At 63.5% G+C, this 21,120-nt stretch carries 20 protein-coding genes and 1 pseudogene; 13 read left to right on the plus strand and 8 right to left on the minus strand.

Features of this window, described 5'->3' with window-relative positions; translation table 11 throughout:
* Positions 1-106: 106 nt before the first annotated feature.
* Both CRO75_RS27990 and CRO75_RS27995 read left to right on the plus strand, forming a co-directional pair.
* Positions 107-1,567 (plus strand): efflux transporter outer membrane subunit, encoded by a 1,461-nt coding sequence (locus CRO75_RS27990; protein WP_097139557.1) that lies wholly within the window; start codon positions 107-109, stop codon positions 1,565-1,567.
* A gap of 155 nt (positions 1,568-1,722) precedes the next feature.
* Entirely contained in the window at positions 1,723-2,508 is a 786-nt protein-coding gene (locus CRO75_RS27995; protein WP_097139559.1) for an SDR family oxidoreductase, read from the plus strand.
* Between the two features lie 100 nt (positions 2,509-2,608).
* Here the strand turns inward: CRO75_RS27995 and CRO75_RS28000 are convergent, their stop codons facing one another.
* From CRO75_RS28000 to CRO75_RS33560, 4 genes and pseudogenes are all read right to left on the minus strand, one after another.
* Positions 2,609-3,880, minus strand: a complete 1,272-nt coding sequence (locus CRO75_RS28000; RefSeq protein WP_097139561.1) for an outer membrane protein transport protein — start codon at positions 3,878-3,880, stop codon at positions 2,609-2,611.
* Positions 3,881-4,075: 195 nt separating this feature from the next.
* A complete protein-coding gene (locus CRO75_RS28005) occupies positions 4,076-4,696 on the minus strand; it encodes a TetR/AcrR family transcriptional regulator (RefSeq protein ID WP_097139563.1) in 621 nt (206 codons plus the stop codon).
* Positions 4,697-4,864: 168 nt separating this feature from the next.
* Positions 4,865-5,458 (minus strand): NADPH-dependent F420 reductase, encoded by a 594-nt coding sequence (locus tag CRO75_RS28010; RefSeq protein ID WP_097139637.1) that lies wholly within the window; start codon positions 5,456-5,458, stop codon positions 4,865-4,867.
* A 49-nt stretch (positions 5,459-5,507) separates the two neighbouring features.
* Positions 5,508-5,744 (minus strand): annotated as a pseudogene (locus CRO75_RS33560) (SDR family NAD(P)-dependent oxidoreductase); the annotation flags it as partial.
* A gap of 110 nt (positions 5,745-5,854) precedes the next feature.
* Here CRO75_RS33560 and CRO75_RS28020 point away from each other — a divergent pair.
* Complete coding sequence (locus CRO75_RS28020) at positions 5,855-6,781, plus strand: LysR family transcriptional regulator (RefSeq protein WP_097139565.1); 927 nt, start codon at positions 5,855-5,857, stop codon at positions 6,779-6,781.
* Between the two features lie 71 nt (positions 6,782-6,852).
* Here the strand turns inward: CRO75_RS28020 and CRO75_RS28025 are convergent, their stop codons facing one another.
* Complete coding sequence (locus tag CRO75_RS28025) at positions 6,853-7,791, minus strand: DMT family transporter (RefSeq protein WP_097139567.1); 939 nt, start codon at positions 7,789-7,791, stop codon at positions 6,853-6,855.
* Between the two features lie 132 nt (positions 7,792-7,923).
* Positions 7,924-8,640 carry a helix-turn-helix transcriptional regulator gene (locus CRO75_RS28030; RefSeq protein WP_097139569.1) on the minus strand — a complete coding sequence of 239 codons (717 nt, stop codon included), beginning with the start codon at positions 8,638-8,640 and terminating at the stop codon, positions 7,924-7,926.
* Positions 8,641-9,283: 643 nt separating this feature from the next.
* Here CRO75_RS28030 and CRO75_RS28035 point away from each other — a divergent pair.
* The 6 genes from CRO75_RS28035 to CRO75_RS28055 all read left to right on the plus strand — a co-directional run bounded on the left by CRO75_RS28035 (position 9,284) and on the right by CRO75_RS28055 (position 15,247).
* On the plus strand, positions 9,284-9,553 hold the full coding sequence (locus CRO75_RS28035; RefSeq protein ID WP_097139571.1) for a hypothetical protein: 270 nt from the start codon (positions 9,284-9,286) through the stop codon (positions 9,551-9,553).
* Positions 9,554-9,817: 264 nt separating this feature from the next.
* Positions 9,818-9,985, plus strand: coding sequence for a hypothetical protein (locus CRO75_RS32910; RefSeq protein ID WP_160147542.1), 168 nt, complete (start codon positions 9,818-9,820; stop codon positions 9,983-9,985).
* A 72-nt stretch (positions 9,986-10,057) separates the two neighbouring features.
* Positions 10,058-10,525 carry a (2Fe-2S)-binding protein gene (locus CRO75_RS28040; protein WP_009043866.1) on the plus strand — a complete coding sequence of 156 codons (468 nt, stop codon included), beginning with the start codon at positions 10,058-10,060 and terminating at the stop codon, positions 10,523-10,525.
* The gene (locus tag CRO75_RS28045) at positions 10,525-12,774 is read left to right on the plus strand and encodes a molybdopterin cofactor-binding domain-containing protein (RefSeq protein WP_097139573.1); all 2,250 of its coding nucleotides are present in this window, start codon (positions 10,525-10,527) and stop codon (positions 12,772-12,774) included. Before CRO75_RS28040 ends, CRO75_RS28045 begins: the two co-directional genes overlap by 1 nt.
* Positions 12,775-12,790: 16 nt before the next feature.
* Positions 12,791-14,143, plus strand: coding sequence for a cytochrome c (locus CRO75_RS28050; RefSeq protein ID WP_097139574.1), 1,353 nt, complete (start codon positions 12,791-12,793; stop codon positions 14,141-14,143).
* A gap of 81 nt (positions 14,144-14,224) precedes the next feature.
* Entirely contained in the window at positions 14,225-15,247 is a 1,023-nt protein-coding gene (locus CRO75_RS28055) for an XdhC family protein (protein WP_097139576.1), read from the plus strand.
* An 87-nt stretch (positions 15,248-15,334) separates the two neighbouring features.
* Here CRO75_RS28055 and CRO75_RS28060 read toward each other — a convergent pair whose 3' ends face one another.
* Both CRO75_RS28060 and CRO75_RS28065 read right to left on the minus strand, forming a co-directional pair.
* The gene (locus CRO75_RS28060) at positions 15,335-16,258 is read right to left on the minus strand and encodes a universal stress protein (protein ID WP_097139579.1); all 924 of its coding nucleotides are present in this window, start codon (positions 16,256-16,258) and stop codon (positions 15,335-15,337) included.
* A 76-nt stretch (positions 16,259-16,334) separates the two neighbouring features.
* Positions 16,335-17,225: a universal stress protein gene (locus CRO75_RS28065; protein WP_097139581.1), complete on the minus strand. Its 891-nt coding sequence runs from the start codon at positions 17,223-17,225 to the stop codon at positions 16,335-16,337.
* A gap of 321 nt (positions 17,226-17,546) precedes the next feature.
* Between CRO75_RS28065 and CRO75_RS28070 the strand changes: the two genes are divergently transcribed.
* From CRO75_RS28070 to CRO75_RS28085, 4 genes are all read left to right on the plus strand, one after another.
* Positions 17,547-18,293, plus strand: coding sequence for a helix-turn-helix domain-containing protein (locus CRO75_RS28070; RefSeq protein WP_097139583.1), 747 nt, complete (start codon positions 17,547-17,549; stop codon positions 18,291-18,293).
* Positions 18,294-18,318: 25 nt separating this feature from the next.
* On the plus strand, positions 18,319-19,302 hold the full coding sequence (locus CRO75_RS28075) for a zinc-dependent alcohol dehydrogenase family protein (RefSeq protein ID WP_097139584.1): 984 nt from the start codon (positions 18,319-18,321) through the stop codon (positions 19,300-19,302).
* A 242-nt stretch (positions 19,303-19,544) separates the two neighbouring features.
* A complete protein-coding gene (locus CRO75_RS28080; RefSeq protein WP_097139586.1) occupies positions 19,545-20,108 on the plus strand; it encodes a GNAT family N-acetyltransferase in 564 nt (187 codons plus the stop codon).
* Positions 20,109-20,184: 76 nt separating this feature from the next.
* Positions 20,185-21,117, plus strand: a complete 933-nt coding sequence (locus CRO75_RS28085) for a universal stress protein (protein ID WP_097139588.1) — start codon at positions 20,185-20,187, stop codon at positions 21,115-21,117.
* Positions 21,118-21,120: the final 3 nt, after the last annotated feature.

Here is a 21,120-nt window from a genome sequence, read left to right on the forward strand (position 1 = left end):
GCCGTATTCATTGAGCAAACTTTAGAAGCCGATCAAATTGTGCTGATTGACAGGATGTGACCATAACGTAATATGGTCACAAATATCTTCGATTTAAGGAGCCTCAATGCCTCCCCTCCGCCCCATTGCCCTTTGGGTGAGCGCCAGCTTGATGGCAGGCTGCGCGGTCGGTCCGGACTACCAACGTCCGCATGCCCCGCTGCTGGATCGTTACCTGGGTCAATCTGCCGTCGAGCAGAGGCCTGTGGCGACGCCGGCCAGTCTTGTGGCCTGGTGGGAAGGTTTTGGTGATCCCGTGCTGACCGACTTCGTCTCCAAGGCGCTTGAACAGAACCTGGATCTGGCACAGGCGTCGGCGCGAGTCACGCAGGCTCGGGCAGGATTGGGTGCCGCAAATGCCGCCTTGCTGCCCTCGGGGAACATCAGTGGCCAGGCCGCGCGTTCCTACCAATCGATCGAGACCCCGCTCGGCCAGGTGTTGAACTCAACGCCTGGCTATGATCGGTATGGAAACTCCTACGAGGTTAACCTCGGTGCGGGCTGGGAGGTCGATGTCTTTGGCGGCCTGCGACGCGGACGCGAAGCCGCACTCGCCGAGTACCAGGCTTCCGAGGCGGGCGCCGCCGCCACACGACTGGCCGTCGCTGCGCAGACCGCCGATATCTACATCACCCTCCGCGGATTGCAGGCCCGGCTGGACATTGCCAACCGCCAAGTCAAAACGCAGCAGGGGCTGCTGGAGAAAGTCCGCTTGCTTTACGGCAAGGGCCTCGCTGCCAACTATCAGGTTCAGCAGACCGAGGGCGCGCTATCGCAGGTCCAGGCGACCGTGCCGGTCTTGCAGACCGGCCTGGATGCTGCCATGAATGCACTGGATGTCATGCTCGGTACACCGCCAGGCACTCATCGCGCGCAACTGGCCAATACAGGGAGCATTCCTCTTGCGCCGCAGATAAAGGCCATGGGAACGCCGGCCGATCTGCTACGCCGCAGGCCCGATCTCATCGTCGCCGAGCGCCAGCTTGCGGCTTCCAACGCGCGCATCGGGGTGGCGATTGCCGAGTACTACCCGAAATTCTCCCTCAGCGCATTGCTGGGTAGCGCCACAGCGGTATCCGGCGGCAATCTTTTCACCGGCGGCGCCAATCAGTCGGCGGGCGTGTTGGGCCTGCGCTGGAGACTGTTCGACTTTGGCCGCATAAACGCTCAAATCGATCAAGCCAAGGGCCAGGAAGCCGAAGCACTGGCCACTTACCGCCAGTCCGTACTGCGCGCCACCGAAGATGTCGAGAATGCCTTTTCCGCCCTGGTGAATCGGGAAGTCCAGGCAACCACCCTGAGCGAAGGCGAAGCCTCCCTGACGCAGGCTCGCCAATCGTCGTTCATCGCCTACCAGAAAGGCACCGCCAGCCTGATCGATGTCCTGCACGCCGACGAAACGATGCTGCAGGCTTCCGATGCCCGAGCGCAGGCGCGAACGGAATCGGCACGGGCGGCGGTCGCGGCGTTCAAGGCCCTCGGTGGTGGCTGGCAACCTCCTGACACCCGGTCCGTGGCGACTCGATGACCTGACCTGGCGACGCGGCGCTTTATGCGCACACGCGACTACCCGTTCGAGAGCGGGCTTCGCTTGACCGGCTGGCGAGCATTGATCTGCGTCGTTCTGCTTGCGCGGCGGTTAGCTGCCCAAACGATTCCATAAACCAACCAGAGAACAGCGATATGAAAGCGAGCGAGAATTCCTGGGTGCTCATCACCGGCGCCTCAAGCGGATTTGGCGAGGAGTTTGCCCGGCAATACGCAGCACAAGGGAAATCACTGGTCCTGGTGGCGCGCAGGCTGAGCAGGCTCGAAGCGCTATCGATAGAGTTGCGCGAACGTTTCGGCGTTGAGGTCATCGTCGAGCAAGTAGACCTGTCCTCGATCCCGGCGGTTATCGATCTGCACAAGCGGCTAAGCGAACGCAACATCGTGATCGATGTGCTGATCAACAACGCGGGTCATGGGTTGCAGGGCCCCTTCCTGGAACAGCCCCTGGACAACTCCCTGGCCATGATCGATCTGGATATCGCCAGCTTGACGGCCCTGACACACCTCTTCGCGGCAGACATGCGAACCCGGCAACGTGGCCACATCCTGATGGTCGCCAGCCTGCTGTCTTTTCAGGGCGTGAAGAATTTCGCTGTTTACTCCGCGGCGAAGGCTTATGTGCTTCGCTTCTCCGACGCGCTTCATCGTGAACTCAAAAGCACTGGCGTCGTCGTGACCGCCCTTTGTCCTGGGATGTCGGACACCGGCTTTGCACAAAGCGCCAGGCAGAAAATCACGCCGGCCTTGAAAAGCGTCATGATGCAGCCCGAGCCCGTTGTACGTGCAGGAATCCGTGCGCTGCAAGCCGGACGTATGAGTGTCGTGCCAGGTTTTGGCAACAAGGCTATCACCGTCTTGACCTGGGCCACGCCACGCCGATTTCATCAGGAGCTCATGTCGCGCGTCATGGGCGTGTGAGTAGCGACGACGCGGCTTCCCCCGAGAGAAATATGCATTAAAAGGCCGGGAGGTAACCTGCACTCCCGGCCGGCCCCTTATCGTAGAACGACGCCCTATCCTAGAAACGATAGCTGACGGAAGTGCCGAGCCCACTCGCGCTGTTCCTGTACTTGGCACTGTATGCGCCCCGGGTCGCGGAGGTGTCGTTGACCTGCACGCTCTCCTCCCACAGATAGGAATAAGCGACATCGATCGTGACATTGTCCGCCGGAGTCCAGCCAGCCCCGAAGCTGATAACCGTCCGATCGCCCGTTGGAATACGGGGCCCACGATGGGTGTTATTGGCGGGCGACTGGTCGACTGACAAGCCGGCACGAAGTACCCAGTGATCGTTCAGTTTGTACGCCGTACCGATAGCGTGGGCCCACGTATCGTGCCAGTCCTGTTCTTCGGTAACCGTGCCCAGCGAGCCGCTCAATAAAGGAGGCAAGCCCGTGTTCTCGATGGTTAATTCCTTGAAGCGACTCCAGCGGGTCCAGGTGCTCCCCAGATAGAGCGTCCAGTCATTACTGAGCTGATGAGTTACCGAGAAGTCCACCGACTCCGGCGTATCCACATCCAGCGAAGCGTCATAGCTGCGGCCGCTCACCCCCAACACGCTAAAGATGCCGTCGGTGACCTTGGTCTTGGCATCCAGGTGGTAACTGACCTTGGAATGGTAGGTCAATCCGAGGCGAGTTCGATCGGTAGCCTGTACCAGAATGCCGGCGTTGAAACCCAGGGCCGTATCGTCGCCATTGCTTTTGAGTTTTCCGTCGTTGCGCCCAGGACTGAGCGGATTGGGCACCATCCCGGACAACTCGCCGCTGATACGGTTGATGGTGGGACCGAACCCGATCGAAACGGTGTCGTTAAAGGCATAGCTGATGGTGGGCTGGAAGGTGAATGTCGTGACCTCGCTTTTGTTAGCGTAGTAACGCCCTGCAAAGCCGCTGCCATAATCGGTCATCAGGCCGAAAGGCACATAAAACCCGACACCGAATGCCCAGTGCTCATCAATGGGTTTGACGTAGTAGCCCATAGGTACCGTAGTCGTGGGCACCATGTCGCCGTCTTCCTGGCCTGCGAATGTACTGCGGGTCTGGCTGATGTCGGACTTCGCGAAAAGCGCCGCCGCCCCTACGCTGACCTGTTCTCTTTTCAAGCGTGACATGCCCGCCGGATTACCGAAGACCGTGCTCGCATCTTCAGCGGAGGAGGAACGACCGGCAAATCCAGAGCCCATCCCGCTGATGCTCTGTTCATTGAGAGCGAAGCCGCTCGCAGACACATAAGAAGACGCGAGCGCAACAGCGAGCCCAAGTGGGCTCATGAGCAATATTTTTTTCATTATTAGAACTCTAGGGTTATCACCGGGATAAAACAGCAGAAGCAACGGACGCATACTTATCTATGTGACTATTTCAGTCAACAGTCACATAACAGATAAATAAATGCCCTTCGACGGTTGGAGGAAGGGCAAAGTGAAAAGCCTATTGAGCAATACCTCGCCCAGAGCAGCAGGCGTTCGAGCGTTAGCCGAAGATCAAGGCATGAGGCTGCGCAAGATGAGATTGGAGGTGAGCGTGGGCGCCTCTTCGACAAAATCGAGGTTGTACTGCAGCAGTAGAGGATTGACGAATGGCCGCAGAGCAAGATGTATCGCGTCTACTGTCTCGTCCAGGGGCGTCTTGCGTTCAAACTCACCGACCTCTCGCCCTTCACGCACAATCTGCAAAATGAATTGCTTGATCTGTGCGTCATAAATTTGCGAACTGGACCAGCGCTCCGACACAGAAAACGCTGCGATGTCATAGAGTTTCCGATCGTTGAAGAACAGGTTCACACCTGTGGCGATCACCGTTTTGACCAGGCGCCGAAAGCGCTCCGTTGCCGAAAGGGTCTCTCCACTGATGGCCTGTTCAACAGCCGCAACGATTTCTGCCAGGCAATTTGTGCAGATGGCTTCACCGATCGCCTGCTTGGAATCAAAAAACTTGTAAATATAGGCTTTGGAAAAACCGATGGCTTTAGCCAGGTCGGAGACCGTGGTTTTGCCATAGCCGTACTGACTGAAGTGCTCGTTGGCCGCCGCGACAATCTGGTTTCGAATGTCGTGATCGGCTGGGCCACGGGCGCTGGGCGGAGATATCGATGGCTGATTCATGGGAACAGCTTACTCACCCTATTGCGGACTGACAACTTGTGACCGATAAGATATCCAGTCACAAAACGATCGTTCCGAACGCCTTCCTGGGCAACTGGAAAAACTCCGGCCGAACCTGCTCTCAATACAGTCCTCATAAAGCGAAGCCGGTATTCACCAGCCTCCTCGTCAGTCATGTTTGACCAGATTGAGCGCCGGCAAAGGCCCTCCGGGAAATTGCGCGAGTTGCCCTTGTTGCAAGTCGCCCAAGTCGATGCCATGGAACCCCAGTTGCTGGATCAGCTCGCTGACCTGCTGCTTGGCGTGCGCATGCTCTCCGGAGACAAACAACACGCGCTTGCCCCCTTCGGCGTTCGGGTTGGCCAGCAGATTCGGCGATAGATGGTTGAAGGCCTTGACCACGTGGGCGCCGGGTAGCATTTGCGCCACGATCCGGGTGGAAGGTTGGCCTCCCAGGTCAAAGGGCTTGAACAGCGGCGCTTCAATCGGGTTGTTGGTATCCACCACAATCCTTCCTTCCCAGGGTCCCAGCCCGGCCAGTGCCGATGGAATCTTCGACCAGTTCACCGCCAGGAACACCAGGTCTGCGGTAGCCGCTTGCTCGGCGGTAACGGCTTGAGCCTTGGGCCCCAGTTCGGCGATCAGCGATGTGAGGCTTTCAGGGCCACGGCTGTTGGCGATGCTCACGTCCAGGCCGGCCTTCGTCAGTAACCTGGCGATCGCGCTGCCTAGGGCGCCTGCTCCAATGATGCTGATATTCATGCTCATGTCTGGCTCCTCAGGCGGTGAAGCCGCCGTCGATCATCAATTCGGTCGGTCCGGGGTGGACGGTATTCACGGTGATGCCGCGGGGTCCCAGGTCTCGCACCAGGCCTCGGCTGAAGCCCGCCACGGCGCCCTTGGTCAGGGTGTAGGCGAAGGCGTTGTAGGTAATGGCGACAGCAGCGCCGTCCGCGGCCAGGCGTTGGGCAATGGCCGCTCCGATGCTGCGCGAGCCGCCGGTGACGATGGCGATCTTGCCAGAGAGAGGAAGCGTGACAGCGTTCATGGTGTGAGCCTCGAGTGGTGGTTGGTGAGGCTATGAAACGCTTTTCTTTTTCCATCAAGTAGTAGGGAGTGATTAGAATCACTTTCAACGTTTACTTGAAGGTATCGATCATGGAAACCCTGGCCAATCTGCAATCTTTCGTTCGCAGCGCAGAGGCAGGCAGTTTCTCTGCCGCCGCGCGGCGCCTGGGTATCACGCCGGCCGCGGTGAGCAGGAATGTCGCCCAACTGGAAGCCAACCTGGGGGTACGCCTGTTTCAACGCAGTACTCGCCGACTGGCCTTGACCGAGGCTGGGGAGCGTTTTCTGGCTAACGTCGAGGGTGGGCTGGAGACAGTCCAGGCGGCGATTGCCGACGTAACCAGCAATGCCGGAGAACCGGCTGGAGTGCTGCGTATTTCCGCGGCGCCCGCTTTTGGCCGCGACTACCTGCTGCCGTTGATGCCACAGTTCATGAAGCGATATCCGGCGGTGGTTCCCGAGTGGCACTTCGACAATCGCCAGGTGGAGCTGATCGCCGATGGATTTGACGTCGCCATCGGCGGCGGCATCGAGCTTTCGCCCGGGGTGATCGCCCGGGATCTGTCACCGGCGCATTTGGTGCTCGTGGCATCGCCGGACTGTCTGTCCAGGCACCCTCTTGTACGTCGTCCCGAGCAGTTGAATGACCTTGAGCATCTGGCCATGCGCTCGCTACAAAGCGGCAAGGTCCGCGGCTGGACACTGCAAGGCCCCAAGGAACAGCGTGCGGCACTGGAGTTGCGCCCACGGTTGCTGGTCAACGACCCACAAGCACTTTGCCAGAGCGCGCTCATGGGACTGGGCGTCGCGCTATTGGCGATTCCCGACGTGCTTGACCATCTGCAAAGTGGCGCCCTTGAACGGGTACTGCCGGACTGGTATGTCGATGCGGGCCCCATCTCGCTGTACTTCGCTGGGCAGAAACTGCTGCCAGCCAAGACGCGGGTCTTCGTGGACATGCTGGTGAGTCATGCCCGCGAGCAGCAATGGGCGAAACGCTTTGATGCGCGAGGCTAAAGTTGCCCCACAGGTTGGCCAAAAGCAGCCATGCCCTCCTCCCCTTCACCAGCAACGCGGATTTGTGGAGGTCACGAAGAGGTTTCCCGGGGCGCGGAATGGCTGGCCGACCGCGCGGCCGGTGTCCGGGACAGCAAGACAATGCCTACGGCGATCATCACGCCACCCAGCATTTCGTGGGTGGAAAGCATGTCGCCACTGATGGCGAAGGTGATCAGCGCGGCAAAGAAAGGACACAGAAACAGGAAGCCGCTGGTGCGCACGGCGCCGCCCATATGCAGGGCCGCGAACCACAACCCCATGGCCCCCGTCGAAGCGGGAATGGCCAGCCACAGGAACGCAAGCATCGTTTGGGCCGGCAGGCTGAATGACTCGCCACGCCAGGCGGCCAGCAACGCGAGCGCGACCGCCCCAATGAGCATCTGCCAGAACGCCAGCGTCCAGGTATCGACGGCCAAGCGAAAGCGCTTGCTGGCCAGCGTGGCGAGAGCCCAGCAGGTCGAGCCCGCCATGACCAGCGCTTCCGCGGTGCCGATCGCGCCGCTCATCACCGACTGCACACCGATGCAGACCACCACTCCGGCGAAGGCCAGCAGCAGGCCCAGCCAGGCCAGAGGGCGTACCCGCTCCTTGAGCAGGATGCCGGCCAGCAGCGCCACCAGCAGCGGATTGCTGGCCATCAGGATTGCCGCCTTGGATGCACTGGTCTGCGTCAGGCCCATGGTCAGGAACGCCATGACACCGGTCGTCTGCAACAGGCCGATGGTGGTCAGTCGCAGCCAGGGCATGGCCTTGACCGGAACCGCTGTGCCGGCAGCGACCCGGGCACGGTGGCGCAGCCACAACCAGGGCAGCAGCGAGAGAGCCGCCACGAAAAACCGCAGCGCCGCCAGCCACAGCGGCGGCAATTCACTCAGGACAATCTTGCTGGCGACGAAGGACGAGCCTTGCAGAAAGGTGGAGCTGAGGATCAGCAGGAGAAAGCGCCGTTGTGCTGCATGCGAGTCCATGGAGGCCCTATCAATCGTGGCGGCGGACAGTCGGCCGCCGAATCACTTGATAGTGTGTTGCCCCGTCTCTCGTCACGCTTCGCGCAGAAAGACAACCTCTACGTCAAACAGGACAAGCGCACGCCCGGTCAACTACGCAAAGTAGCGGCTGGGCGATGCTCCAAGCAGCCGCTTGAACATGGCCGAGAACGCGCCCGGCGTGTCGTAGCCCATTTCCAGCGCCACAGTCGTCACCGGTTCGCCCGCGGCCAAGCGCGGCAACGCCGCCATCACGCGGGCCTGCTGTCGCCACACTTGAAACGGCACCCCGAGTTCGGCAGTGAACAACCGCGACAGCGTGCGCGCTGTCGCGCCATGCTGGCCGGCCCAGTCGTCCAGCGTGCGATTATCCTGTGGGTTGGCCAGGATCGCTTCGCAGGTGGCCACCAAGCGCTTGTCGCGGCCCGTGGGCAAATGCAGCCCTTGTTCCGGCGACCAGGCAATCTCTTCGAGGATCATGCTCAGGATGCGGCCATCCCGGCTGTCCTCGGAATAATCAAGGGCAATCGTCGCCGCACGCAGGATGAGTTCGCGCAGCAGGTTCGAAACCTGTACCGCACCGGGTTGCCCGGGTGCGCCCGTTGGGCACCGATCCAGGCGAACATACGCCGTGCGCAGTGCCACCGGGCTGCCTCGGGTCTGCATGGCATGGGAGATGCCCGCGGGCATCCACAAGGCGCGTTGCGGCGGCACCAGCCACAGGCCCGTGTCCGTCCGAATTTCCATGACGCCAGAAACCGCGTAGATGAGCTGCCCGCAGGAATGGGCATGCGGCGCCACGGCATACGCGGCCGGATAGTCCTTCGACATGACCACGATGGGGCGGTCTACATTTTCATAGTCGCGCCTATCTACACTTCTAGCCAAAACAGAAACTCGCACGTTGCAATCGTTCAAGGCTACAGGCTGACCCCTTAAAGCGTCTTCATTCGGCTTGCTTCTCACCCAAACATTCACATTCGGTGAACCGATATCTCAATGACGGCGCTGTGCCCTTCGATAAACCTCAATATCGATAGCAGGTTCAAGGGCTCTGGCCGCTCGTAGCCAATAGCCAACGCCTTACATCTCACACAGCCAAATGCGGACATACTTTTCACTGCTGCCTGATAGCTTAAGGCCATCCAGCGGCATGCCCTATAAGCACAGCTGCTGCAGACAAGACACGGAGGTCTGGCAGTCATCATTCATCGAAGGCTGTTTCCATCAGGGACAAGGATCTGAAGCCGGCGACCACCTCATCCTCCATGACCAGCGGTTCGCGCCCATCACTTGATGGCCTGCAGTGCGCGACTTGTGCAGTACGTGCCGGTGTTCTCCCCAATACCCTGTTTCACGATGAGCAGGCGCTTGGGAAACCCACTCGGCACAATGGATTCCGGAAACCATTCAATAAACGGGGCGGACTCCGAAAAGCCAGACGAGTAGGAACTTATATATGGAGATATATCGTATGTCGGCTCAAGAGAACTTTGTTGGCGGATGGACTCCTTACCACGAACTGACTCCAAAGGATCGGGAAGTATTCAAAGAGGCCCTGGCCGGGTTCGTGGGTGTGCAATACACCCCTGAAAAAGTTTCGACCCAAGTCGTCAACGGCACGAACTATCGTTATCTGTCGAAAGCAACGGTGCCTGGCTCGTCGGACAGCTGGCAAGCCGTAGTGGAAATCTACGCGCCTATTAAAGGCAAGCCGCACATCACCCAGATCCACCGGATCTAAGCAGGGATCAAACCCGTCGGGTCGCGCACAGGTTGCGCGGCCCGATGGTTCATCGCGACGCTCTCCTTCCAAGCCCTCCCCCTAAGCCGTAGCCAGCCCATAAACCCCGCCTTGTCTGTCACTCGTTGCAGTTGCTCGACGCCTCCCAGCCCGCGTTATTGCGCATTCCTCTGGAATACTTGCCTGATCCTCTGAGCTTGCCGGGTATCGGATAGGAAACCCTTGGCCCCTGGGCTAGAGTCCGATCACTAGGAGCCAGCCGCCATGACCCAAGCCCGCGCCGGCCAGGCATCGCCCCTGGCACACACCCTCGACACCTCCTCGCATTTTCTCTCGCTGCCCCGTGCGCCGGCCCACTCCGACGTGCTCGCGGCCAGCCCGGCGCACGGGGCAGCGGATTGGCGTATCCGCCCCTTTACCCGCGTTTCTTGAGCAAGGACGCGCCTGGTGGCGCCTCCTGAAGAAAAAACAAAGACACACCAACCGATGATCAGCAGGTGAGCCATGGAACTACGAATCAACCAGAAGACCTATCAGGTCGATGCCGACGCCGACACGCCGTTGCTGTGGGTGATCCGCGATGACCTGGGCCTGACCGGCACCAAGTACGGCTGCGGCCTGGCCCAGTGCGGCGCTTGTTCGGTGCTGGTGGACGGCAATGTGGTACGCGCCTGCGTCACCCCGGTGGCGGGTGTGGTCGGCCGCGAGGTCACCACCATCGAGGCGATCGAGGCGGACGCAGTCGGCAAGCGCGTGGTCGCCGCCTGGGTCGAGCACCAGGTGGCCCAGTGCGGCTACTGCCAGTCCGGGCAGGTCATGGCGGCCACCGCGCTGCTCAAGCACAGCCCCGCGCCCAGCGATGCGCAGATCGAAGCGGCGATGGTCAACCTGTGCCGCTGCGGCACCTACAACGCCATCCATGCCGCCGTGCATGACCTGGCCGCCCAGCCTGCCAAGAAGGAAAGCGCCTGATGAACAAGCCCATCGATTTCGCTGAAGACCTCCTGGACCTGCCGCTGGACGAACCGGTCAACCTGTCCCGCCGGCGCTTTCTGAGCGGTGCCGCCGTGGGCGCGCTGGTGCTCGGTTTCGGCCTGCCGCTGGGTTCGGCCAGGGTCCTGGCCGCCACGGCGAGCACCGCGGAACGCGGGACCCAGGTGCCGGCGTTCCTGGAGATTCGCCCGGACGGCAGCGTGCGCCTGCTCAGCCCCTTCATGGAAGGCGGACAAGGCACCCACACCGCCATGGCGCAGATCGTCGGTGAAGAGCTGGACGCCGACCCCGCCACCTTCGTGGTCGAGGCCGCGCCGCCTGGCGAGGCCTACGTGGTCATGGAGAACGGCATGCGCATCACCGGCGGCAGCATGTCGGTGCGCATGAGCTACCCGACCATGCGCCGCCTGGGGGCCCTGGCCCGGGCCATGCTGCTGCAGGCCGGTGCCGAGCAACTGGGCGTACCGCTGGCCGAGCTGTCCACCGAGCCTGGCCGGGTGCTGCATGCCACTTCCGGCCGCTCCCTGGGTTACGGTGAATTGGCCGGTCGCGCCCTGGACATGCCGGTGCCCGACCCGGCCAGCATCACCCTGCGCGACCCGAGCCAGTTCCGCTGGATCGGCAAGCCGGTACGGCGCGTCGATGCCTACGAGAAATCCACCGGCAAGGCGCTGTACAGCATCGACCTGAAGGTCGACGGCATGCTCCACGCCGCCGTGCAGCACGCGCCGCGCCTGGGCATGACCGTGGGCAGCCTGCGCAACGAGGCCCAGGTCAAGGCCATGAAAGGCGTGCACTCCGTTCACCAGCTGCCCGGCGCGGTGGCGGTGGTCGCCGAACGCTGGTGGCACGCCAAGCGCGCGGTGGAAGCCATCCAGGTCGACTGGCAGGAAGCGTCCGCCGATTCGAAGGTACGGCCAATGCCCGCTGATTTTTCCAGCGATGGGTTCCGCGACTTTCTCGCCGCCCAGCAAGGCCCGGCCCGCGACGACGAAAACGAAGGCGACGTGGCCGCCGCCCTGGCCAGTGCCAAGACCCGGGTCGAGGCCACCTACCACAACCAGTACCTCAACCACGCCCAGCTGGAGCCGCCTTCGGCCCTGGCGCGCTTCAATCCCGACGGTTCGCTGGAGGTCTGGCTGCCCAACCAGGCGCCGGACATGTTCCGTGCCGACATCGCCAAGCGCACCGGTCTCGATCCCTCGCGGATCACCCTGCACTCGCCGCTGCTGGGCGGCTTTTTCGGCCGGCACTTTCTCTATGACTCGGCCAGTCCCTACCCGCAGGCCATCGCCCTGGCCAAGGCCGTCGGCCGCCCGGTCAAGCTGATCTGGAGCCGCGAGGAAGAGTTCCTGCGTGACGTGCTGCGCCCGGTCGCCGTGGTCAAGTTCCAGGCCGCGCTGGATGCCCAAGGGCTGCCGCTGGCCATCGAAGCGGTGAGCGCCACCGAAGGCCCCACCGAGGCCATCGCCGGCAAACAGGGCGAGAAACTCGACCCCTCCGCCCTCGAAGGTTTGTCGGGCAAGTCCTACGCCATTGCCAACAAACGCATCGCGCAGATCTACGTCAAGGGGCCGGCCATGCTCGGCTACTGGCGCTCGGTGGGCAATTCGCTCAACGACTTCTTCTACGAAGCCTTCCTCGACGAACTGGCGGACAAAGGCGGTCGCGACCCGTACGAGCTACGCCAGCACCTGCTGCGCGACAACCCGCGCCTGACCACGTTGCTGCAGGCGGTGGGCGAACTGTCCGGCGGCTGGAAGCGCGGCCCGTTCACCGCCGAGGACGGCACTCGCCGCGCCCGCGGCGTGGCCATGGCCTCGCCGTTCGGCTCGCACACGGCGGCGATCGCCGAAGTGTCGATCGAAAATGGCCAGGTCAAGGTCCACGACATCTGGCAGGCCATCGACCCGGGCAGCATCGTCAACCCGGCGATCGTCGAGGCCCAGGTCAATGGCGCCGTGGCCCTGGGGTTGTCCCAGACATTGGTGGAAGAAGCGGTGTACGTGGACGGCAAGCCCCGGGCGCGCAACTACGACCTGTACCCGATCCTGCCGCCTTCACGCATGGCGCGGGTGCATGTACGGATTGTCGAGAGTGGCGAAAAGATGGGCGGCGTCGGCGAACCCCCACTGCCCGCGGTGGCGCCGGCGGTGGCCAACGCGGTGGCGCGGCTGACCGGCCAGCGCATCCGTAGCCTGCCATTGAGCCGATACACTTTCAGCTGACCGACAAGGACTGCCCATGAATAACCGCCGATTCGCAAGAACCGCAGGCTGGCTGGCCTTGCCGTGCCTGGTCGCGGCAGGCCTGCTGGCCTGGTATGTCACCCGCGAGCCCGCCTCGCCCTTCGAGCAGGAACAGGCCGCGGCGACCCGCTTCGACCCCGCCTTGGTGAGCCGCGGCGAGTACGTCGCCCGGGTCAGCGATTGCGTGGCCTGCCACAGCCTGCCGGGCAAGGCGCCCTTTGCCGGCGGCCTGGAAATGGCCACGCCGCTGGGCGCCATCCACGCCACCAACGTCACCCCCGACCGGGACACCGGCATCGGCGCCTACAGCCTGGCCGACTTCGACCGCGCCGTGCGCCATGGCGTCGCCCCGGGCGGTCGGCGCCTCTACCCGGCCATGCCCTACCCGTCCTACGTCAAGCTCAGCGACGATGACATGCGCGCGCTGTACGCGTTCTTCATGAAAGGCGTGCAACCGGCCAGCCAGCCCAACGTCCCCAGCGCTATCCCCTGGCCGCTGAACATGCGCTGGCCCATCGCGCTGTGGAACGGCCTGTTCGCCCCGAGCACGCCCTACGCGGCCAAACCGGCGCAGGATGCGTTGTGGAACCGCGGCGCCTACATCGTCCAGGGGCCGGGCCACTGCGGCAGCTGCCACACTCCGCGCGGCCTGGCGTTCAACGAGCAGGCCCTGGACGAGTCCGGCGCGCCGTTCCTCGCCGGCGCCCTGCTCGACGGCTGGTATGCGCCGAGCCTGCGCCAGGACGCCAACACCGGCCTGGGCCGCTGGAGCGAGCCGCAGATCGTGCAGTTCCTCAAGACCGGGCGTAACCAGCACGCGGTGGTCTACGGCTCGATGACCGAGGCGTTCAACAACTCCACCCAGTTCATGGCCGACGAGGACCTGGCCGCGATCGCCCGCTACCTCAAGTCGCTGCCCGGCGATCCGCAGCGCGACGGTACGCCCTGGCAGTACCAGGCCGTGTCCGCCGCCACCCGCCTGGACAGCCCCGGAGCCCATACCTACGTGACCCGCTGCGCCTCCTGCCATGGCCTGGACGGCCAGGGCCAGGCCGAGTGGATGCCGCCTTTGGCGGGCGCCACTTCGGCACTGGCCAAGGAAAACGCGTCGGCGATCAATATCACCCTCAACGGCTCGCAGCGCGTGGTCGCCGCCGGCGTCCCGGATGCCTACCGCATGCCGGCCTTTCGCGAGCAGTTGTCGGACCGGGAAATCGCCGAGGTCCTGAGCTTCGTGCGCGGCACCTGGGGTAACCAGGGTGGCGCGGTCGACGCGCAAGCGGTCGGCCGGCTGCGCGGGCATACCGACCCGGCCAGCAGCAGCCCGATCATCCTGCATATGCGCTGAAAGAAGGAGTGACGTGCTGGCGATCCCCCTGGCCAGGAGCGGATCCGCCAGCAGCCCCTCCCCTGAACAACCGAGGCCCCCATGGAAAGCATCGATCTACTGGTCCTGAGCACCGCCCATGACTGGCTCCAGGCCGGCCACCGCGTGCTGCTCGCCACCGTGGCCCGCACCTGGGGCTCCTCGCCCCGCCCCGTGGGCTCGATGATGGCCCTGCGCGGCGATGGTCGGGTGGTCGGCAGCGTGTCGGGAGGCTGCATCGAGGACGACCTGATCCACCGCTACACCAACGCCTACGATGGCAGCGGCCTGCCGGACGGGCCGCCGCAGGTGGTGCGCTACGGCATCAGCGCCGACGAAGCGCACCGCTTTGGCCTGCCCTGTGGCGGCACGCTGGAACTGATCCTCGAATTCACCCCATCGAGGGATGCCCTCGAACGGCTGCTGGCCCGACTCAACGCCGGCAAGCTGGTGCGCCGCAGCCTGGACCTGGGCAGCGGCCAGGTGTCCCTGACCATCAGCGCCACCCCGGAGCAGTTCATCTTCGATGGCCGGCAGATGCTCAACACCCTGGGCCCCGGCTACCGCCTGCTGCTGATCGGGGCCGGCGCGCTGGCCGAATACCTGGCGACCATGGCGCTGTTCAACGGTTTCCGGGTCGCGGTCTGCGACCCCCGCCCCGAATACATCGGCGGCTGGAATGTGGCGGGCGTGGAACAGTTGGTCGGCATGCCGGACGACATCGTCCGCGAGTTCGCCCCGGACCTGCGCACCTGCATCGTCGCCGTCAGCCACGACCCCAAGCTCGACGACCTGGCCCTGCTCGAGGCCCTGCACAGCCCGGCCTTCTACATCGGCGCCATCGGTTCGCGGCGCAACAGCCAGCTGCGCCGCGAACGCCTGATCGAACACTTCGGCGAAACCGAAGCCTCGCTCCAGCGCCTGCACGGCCCCATCGGCATCTACATCGGCAGCAAGACCCCCGCCGAGATCGCCGTGAGCGTCATGGCCGAGATCCTCGCCGCCAAGAATGCTGTCGCCCTGCCCCGCACCCTTGACGTTTCGAACGCCAAGCAAGCCCGCGAGCAAGAGGCGCCCGTGGCCTGATCGAGACCATCGCTCTCGAAATCCCAGGCGGACAGCGGCCCCCGCGCTGCCTGGGGGCCAGGTATTCTGCCGGAGGTATCCAGGTGGTCATTTCCCGGCCCCGGAGGCTGGCTTGACCAGCATCAGGCTGCAGGTGGCATGGTGCAGCAAGTTCTCGGCGGTAGTGCCGACGAACATCTCGGCGCCGTGGCGGCAGGCCGTGCCCAGCACAACCATGTCGAAGGTGTTCCGGCGGGCGAATTGCTCGATCGCCTGATGGGGAATGCCAGCCAGCGAATGTCGGCGGCTCTCCTCGATGCCATGACGCTCGGCAAGCAGATCGAAGGCCTCTTGCTGGGCATCGTTGACCGCATCGCGCAAGCTGGCGTCCAGGCTCGAGGTCGGCACACTCGTCAGCGCGTCGCCCACCACCGACCAGTTGCTGACATTGAGCAGGTGCAAGGTCGCGCCGCAGGACGTTGCCAGCGTCGAGGCCAGGTCGAGAATCCGTTCGTTGAGCCCATGGGTCAGGGCTTCCAGGTGGGACAGGTCGATGGCGGCGAGGATCTTCAGCGGCTTGGGGTTTTCCGCGCGGCTGACCAGGTGCAAGGAAGCGGGACAATCACGCAGCAGCAGCCAGTCCAGAGGCCGGTGGAAGACCCGGTCGAGTGCCGGCACCCGTTGCACATCCTTGATCACCAGGTCCGGGTGGAAGTCGTTCACGTACTCAAGCACGTGGGCCGGGCTCAACCTGGCCCAGACCACTTCAGTGGTCACCCGCAAGCCCTCGCTGCGTTGAAAGCGCGCCTGCTGTTCAAGCCAGTGGCGGTGCACCTGCAGGTAACCTTCCCGGGCCTGGCTCATGGCGTCGTGGTCGAACAGGCCGGCCACCGCCAACGCGTTGACATGATCGAAAGCGACAATGTGCAACATCGCCCCGGTTGCGCTGGCCAGCGCCTGCGCCCGGTCGAACGCCGGGGTGCGGGTCATCTCGATGGGGGCAATGAGCAATAAACGCTGGATTCTCAACATCGCACACCTCGTCCTGGTAACGCTTCACCGGCCTTACTACTCCTGCTCTGCCCGAAGCCTGCTCCGACGCCCTCCCCTAGACCGCCAGAACGCTGCAAGGCACCTGATACAGAATATGTTCGATCGTGCTGCCCACCAGCTTGGCCCGCCCGCGGGACTGGTGCCTGCCCATCACGATCACATCCACCTCCTGCGCGTGGGCAAACTCGCTCAGCACCGAGACGGGTGGGCCCTTGATGAAGTGTCGACAGTCGGCAGGCACGCCGAAGCGCTCGGCCAGTCCGAGGAAGGATTGTTCCAGATCCTCGCGCAGCTTGCGGGTAAGGTCCGCCAGGGTCAGGCCGACGCCGCTCATATTTTCCAGAAAGGCCGCGGAGATATCACAGGCGGACAGCAGGTGCAGCTCGGCACCGCACTGCAAGGCGAGACTGGAAGCCTCATGGATGATCCGTTCATTGAGTTCGTTGTCCGCAGGCTTGGTGTCCGACACTTCGACCGCGGCCACGACTTTGCGCGGCAAGACGCAACCATTCCCGCCAGTCAGATACACCGGTATCGGGCAATGGCGCAGCAAGTGCCAGTCCAGGGGGGTGAAGAGCGCGCGCCTGAGCCGCGGCTCATGCTCTATCTGCTTGATCAACAGGTCGGGCTGCATTTCCACGACATGGTCGAGGATGCCTTGCTGCATGTCATCGACCCATGCCACCTCCATCGTCACGGCCAGCCCCTGGCCATGCAGGTCTTCTACCTGGGCCTTGAGCCAGTCGCGATGGTCCTGCAAGTAGCTTTCCCGGGCCTGTTTGCGATCGCCCTCTTCGAGCAACCACAGCATATCCAGCGACCTCATCAAGGCCGCGATATGCAGGCTGGCACCGCTGACCCGGGCCAGGGCCGCGGCGTGCTCTATGGCATGGGAATGGCGTTGAGCCGGGTTGATGATCAGCAGCAACCGTTGGTACTGGCTCATGATCGACCTCCAGACAGGTGGGCTTCGATGCCAGGTGCCCGTTGATGAAGGCAGCCGTTGCGCCCTCGCGGGATCGGCATCAGTGTCGACCCAGACTCCTCCCTGCGCGCCTCCAGGGTTCTGATCTATGTCAGATCCCCGCGCAAGACGGCGAAAAGCGCCCCTGTGCAGATAAACCTGAGCATCCGCCCCTGGCGCGTCCTGCCTGCGCCCGATGAGGTCTTTCCCCATTCGTCGCCTGCTTTTCGCCAGCAGCCGAGCGGCCCGCTCTGGCAAGGCACAGGAACTATGCTTCACCCATCTGGAAAGGGGTCTCATGGCATGCCAGACACCCGAACGCCTCCCAACCCTCACCTCAAGGCTGCCTGTGCCAACTGCAGCGTCCTGGAGCTGTGCCTGCCGCTGGGCCTGAGCGGGCAGGAAATCGAGCGCCTGGACACCCTGATCGTGCAACGCTTCAAGGTCAGGAAAGGCGTCGCCCTCTATCGCGCCGGCGATCCATTGCGCTCGCTGTATGCCGTGCGTATCGGCTCGTTCAAGACCAGTGTGCTTTCACTCGATGGGCGCGAGCAGGTCACCGGATTCCAGATGCCGGGCGAAATGCTTGGCCTGGACGCCATCAGCACCGACACGCACATCTGTAACGCGCTGGCCCTCGAGGACAGCGAAGTCTGCCCGATCCATTTCGCTCACCTGGAAAAACTCGCCCTGGAACTGCCATCGCTGCAGCACAACCTGAACCGGATCCTCAGCCGCGAGATCGTGCGCGATCACGACATGCTGATGATGCTGGGCAATATGAACTCCGACGAACGCCTGGCGGCCTTCCTGCTGAACCTGTCGCAACGCCTGAGCCTGCGTGGCTACTCGCCCCGGGACTTCATCCTGAAGATGCGCCGCGAGGAGATCGGCTCCTACCTGGGGCTGAGGCTGGAAACCATTTGCCGGGGCATCGCGCATCTGCGGGACCAGGGGCTGGCGGAAATTTCCAGGCGGGAAGTCAAGGTCCTGAACCTGGAGGGGCTCAAGCAATTGGTCGCAGGTTGCCACCGCTCGGCCCCGCGCTGACCCCTGGCAAACCCGGAGAATCGTCATGCGCGCCATGGTCCTGCATACCCCCGGCGAACCGCTGCGACAGGAACAACGCCCGGTCCCGACACCCGCCCCCCGGCAACTGCTGATCAAGGTCCTGGCCTGCGGCGTCTGTCGCACCGACCTGCACCTGGTCGATGGCGAGTTGCCCCAGGCGTTGCTGCCACGGGTGCCGGGGCACGAAATCGTTGGCCAGGTGACCGCGGTGGGCGCCGGCGTCGCGCCCGGCTGGATCGGCCAGCGAGTGGGCGTCCCGTGGCTCGGCTGGACATGCGGCGAATGCGAATTCTGCCGCACGGGCCGGGAAAACCTGTGCGACCAGGCGCAATTTACCGGCTGTCACCTGGACGGCGGCTACGCCGACTACACGGTCGCCGACGCCCGTTTCTGCCTGCCGATTCCCGAAGCGCTCTCGGCCACCCAGGCCGCGCCGTTGCTGTGTGCCGGACTGATCGGTTTTCGGGCGCTGCGGATGGCCGGGAACGCGCGCCACCTGGGCCTCTACGGTTTCGGAGCGGCGGCGCACCTGGCGACTCAGGTGGCGTTGGGCCGGGGGCAGCAGGTGTATGCCTTCACCCGGCCCGGTGACCGCACGGGCCAGGACTATGCCCGGTCGCTGGGGGCCCGTTGGGCCGGTCCCTCGGATCAAGCACCGCCGCACCCGCTCGATGCCAGCCTGATCTTCGCCCCCGTCGGCTCGCTGGTGCCGGCGGCGCTGGCGGTCACGGTCAAGGGCGGCTGCGTGATTTGCGCCGGCATCCACATGAGCGATATCCCGGCATTCCCTTATCGACTGCTCTGGGGCGAACGCAGCGTGCGCTCGGTGGCCAACCTGACCCGAGAAGACGGCAGCGCATTTTTCGCAGAATTGCAGCACACCCCCGTCCACTGCGACGTCACCTGCTTCGCCCTGGAGAATGCCAATCAGGCCCTGGCGCGCCTGCGGGCCGGTCAGTTCAACGGGGCGATCGTGCTCACGCCGTGACGCCCGGGCCGCTCACCTGACCGCCAGAATACTGCCCGGCACCGAGTACAGCGCCCGTTCGGTCGTGCTGCCGATCAAGCGGTCGATCCGCACCTTGAGGTACATCAGATCCCACTCGATGAGCGACACCTGTCGCCGGTGTCTGATCCAGATCAGATCCGCCTGTCATCAGCAGGGTAAAACGAAGCGAACCGCGTGTGCCCTGCCGCGCGGCCCCTGTCGGCCATATGGAGAACCCCATCATGCTCACTGTCAAAAACCACAACGAACGGGCCGCCGCCGTCTACGCCGCGGTCCCCGGAGAACACTGGATCGAAACGCTGAAGGACGGCCACCATGTGCTGATCCGGCCACTGGCGGAAAAGGACCGCGCGCGGGAGTACGCCTTTATCCGGCGCCTGTCTCCCGAATCCAGGCACCTGCGTTTCCTCGCCCAGATCAGCGACCCCAGTGGCGCCCTGCTCGATCAGTTGATGCACACCGACGGCAAGCAGCACATGGCCTACGTCGCGCTGGCTCACGAGAATGGACAACTGGTCGAGATCGGCATCAGCCGCTACGCCGCCACGGGGGAGCACGAATGCGAATGCGCAGTAACCGTCGCCGACGAATGGACGCACCTGGGCCTGGGAACTCTATTGATGGAGCATCTGATCAAGGCTGCCCGCAAGAACGGCTTTCGCCAGATGTATTCGGTCGACGCCGCCAGCAACGTCTCCATGCGCGACCTGGCCAGGGCCCTGGGGTTCGAACGGAGCCACGATCCCGACGACAGCCACCAGGTCATCCATCGCCTCCACCTGTAAAACCCGCGCCCCGTGGCGTACCGGGCAGCGGGCCGCCGCGGACGCGTTGCCGTCAATTACTCCTGGGAGAGTCGTCATGTCCGAGCAATCACGTTTCATGCTGGTCGCCTCGCCGCTGATGGAGAACAGCCCCGCCTTCGATCGGGCCGCCGCCCTGGCCAGGGCCGAAGACGCAGCCCTGCACATCGTCGCCTTCGACTACCTGGAAGGCCTGGCCACGGCCAGCCTGGTCAACGAACAGGCCCTGGAGCAGATGCGCCTGGGTTATGTCGAACGCCATCGCCAGTGGCTCGAAGAGCAGGCCCGGCCGCTGCGCAAACTGGGTGTCACCGTCACCACTGAAGTGATATGGGTCGAAAGCCCGCTGCAGGAAATCCTGACGCACCTCAAAGAACAGCCCATGGCCCTGCTGATCAAGGCCCTGGAGCATCAATCGCGGCTGTCGAGGGTGTTCTTCACGCCCCTGGATATCCACTTGCTGCGCGAGTGCCCGGTGCCCCTGCATTTTGTCAGCCACCTACAGCATGCATTGCCACGCAAGATCGTCGCGGCGGTCGACCCGTTCCATCGCGATGACCAGTACCAGGACTTCAACGACCGGATACTGCATGAGGCGAGCAAACTGGCCAGCGCCTGCAACGCCGAGCTCGACGTGGTCTATGCCCATGACCTGTCCTCCATCGGCGCGGACGAATTCAACTTCGACCAGAGTTCGACGTTTTTCTCGACAAGCAAGGCCAAGACCCTGTTCGACGCGCAGGCCGCGGCCTTCGACGAACTGGCCGAACGCAACGGCATTGCGCCGGAACGCCAGCACATGATCATGGGCAGCCCGGCCAAGGTCCTTGCCAGTTACGTCGCAGCCTATGACATCGACGTGATTGTCATGGGCAGGGTTGGCCATCGCGGTGGCTTGGGGGGCCTGATCGGCAGCACGGCAGAGCAGTTGCTGTACCAGCTGCCTTGCAGCGCATGGGTGGTTTCACCCCAGCTGCCGATGGCTGAATAAAGC

The sequence above is a fragment of the Pseudomonas sp. LAMO17WK12:I10 genome (assembly GCF_900215185.1).
Lineage (GTDB): Bacteria > Pseudomonadota > Gammaproteobacteria > Pseudomonadales > Pseudomonadaceae > Aquipseudomonas > Aquipseudomonas chlororaphis.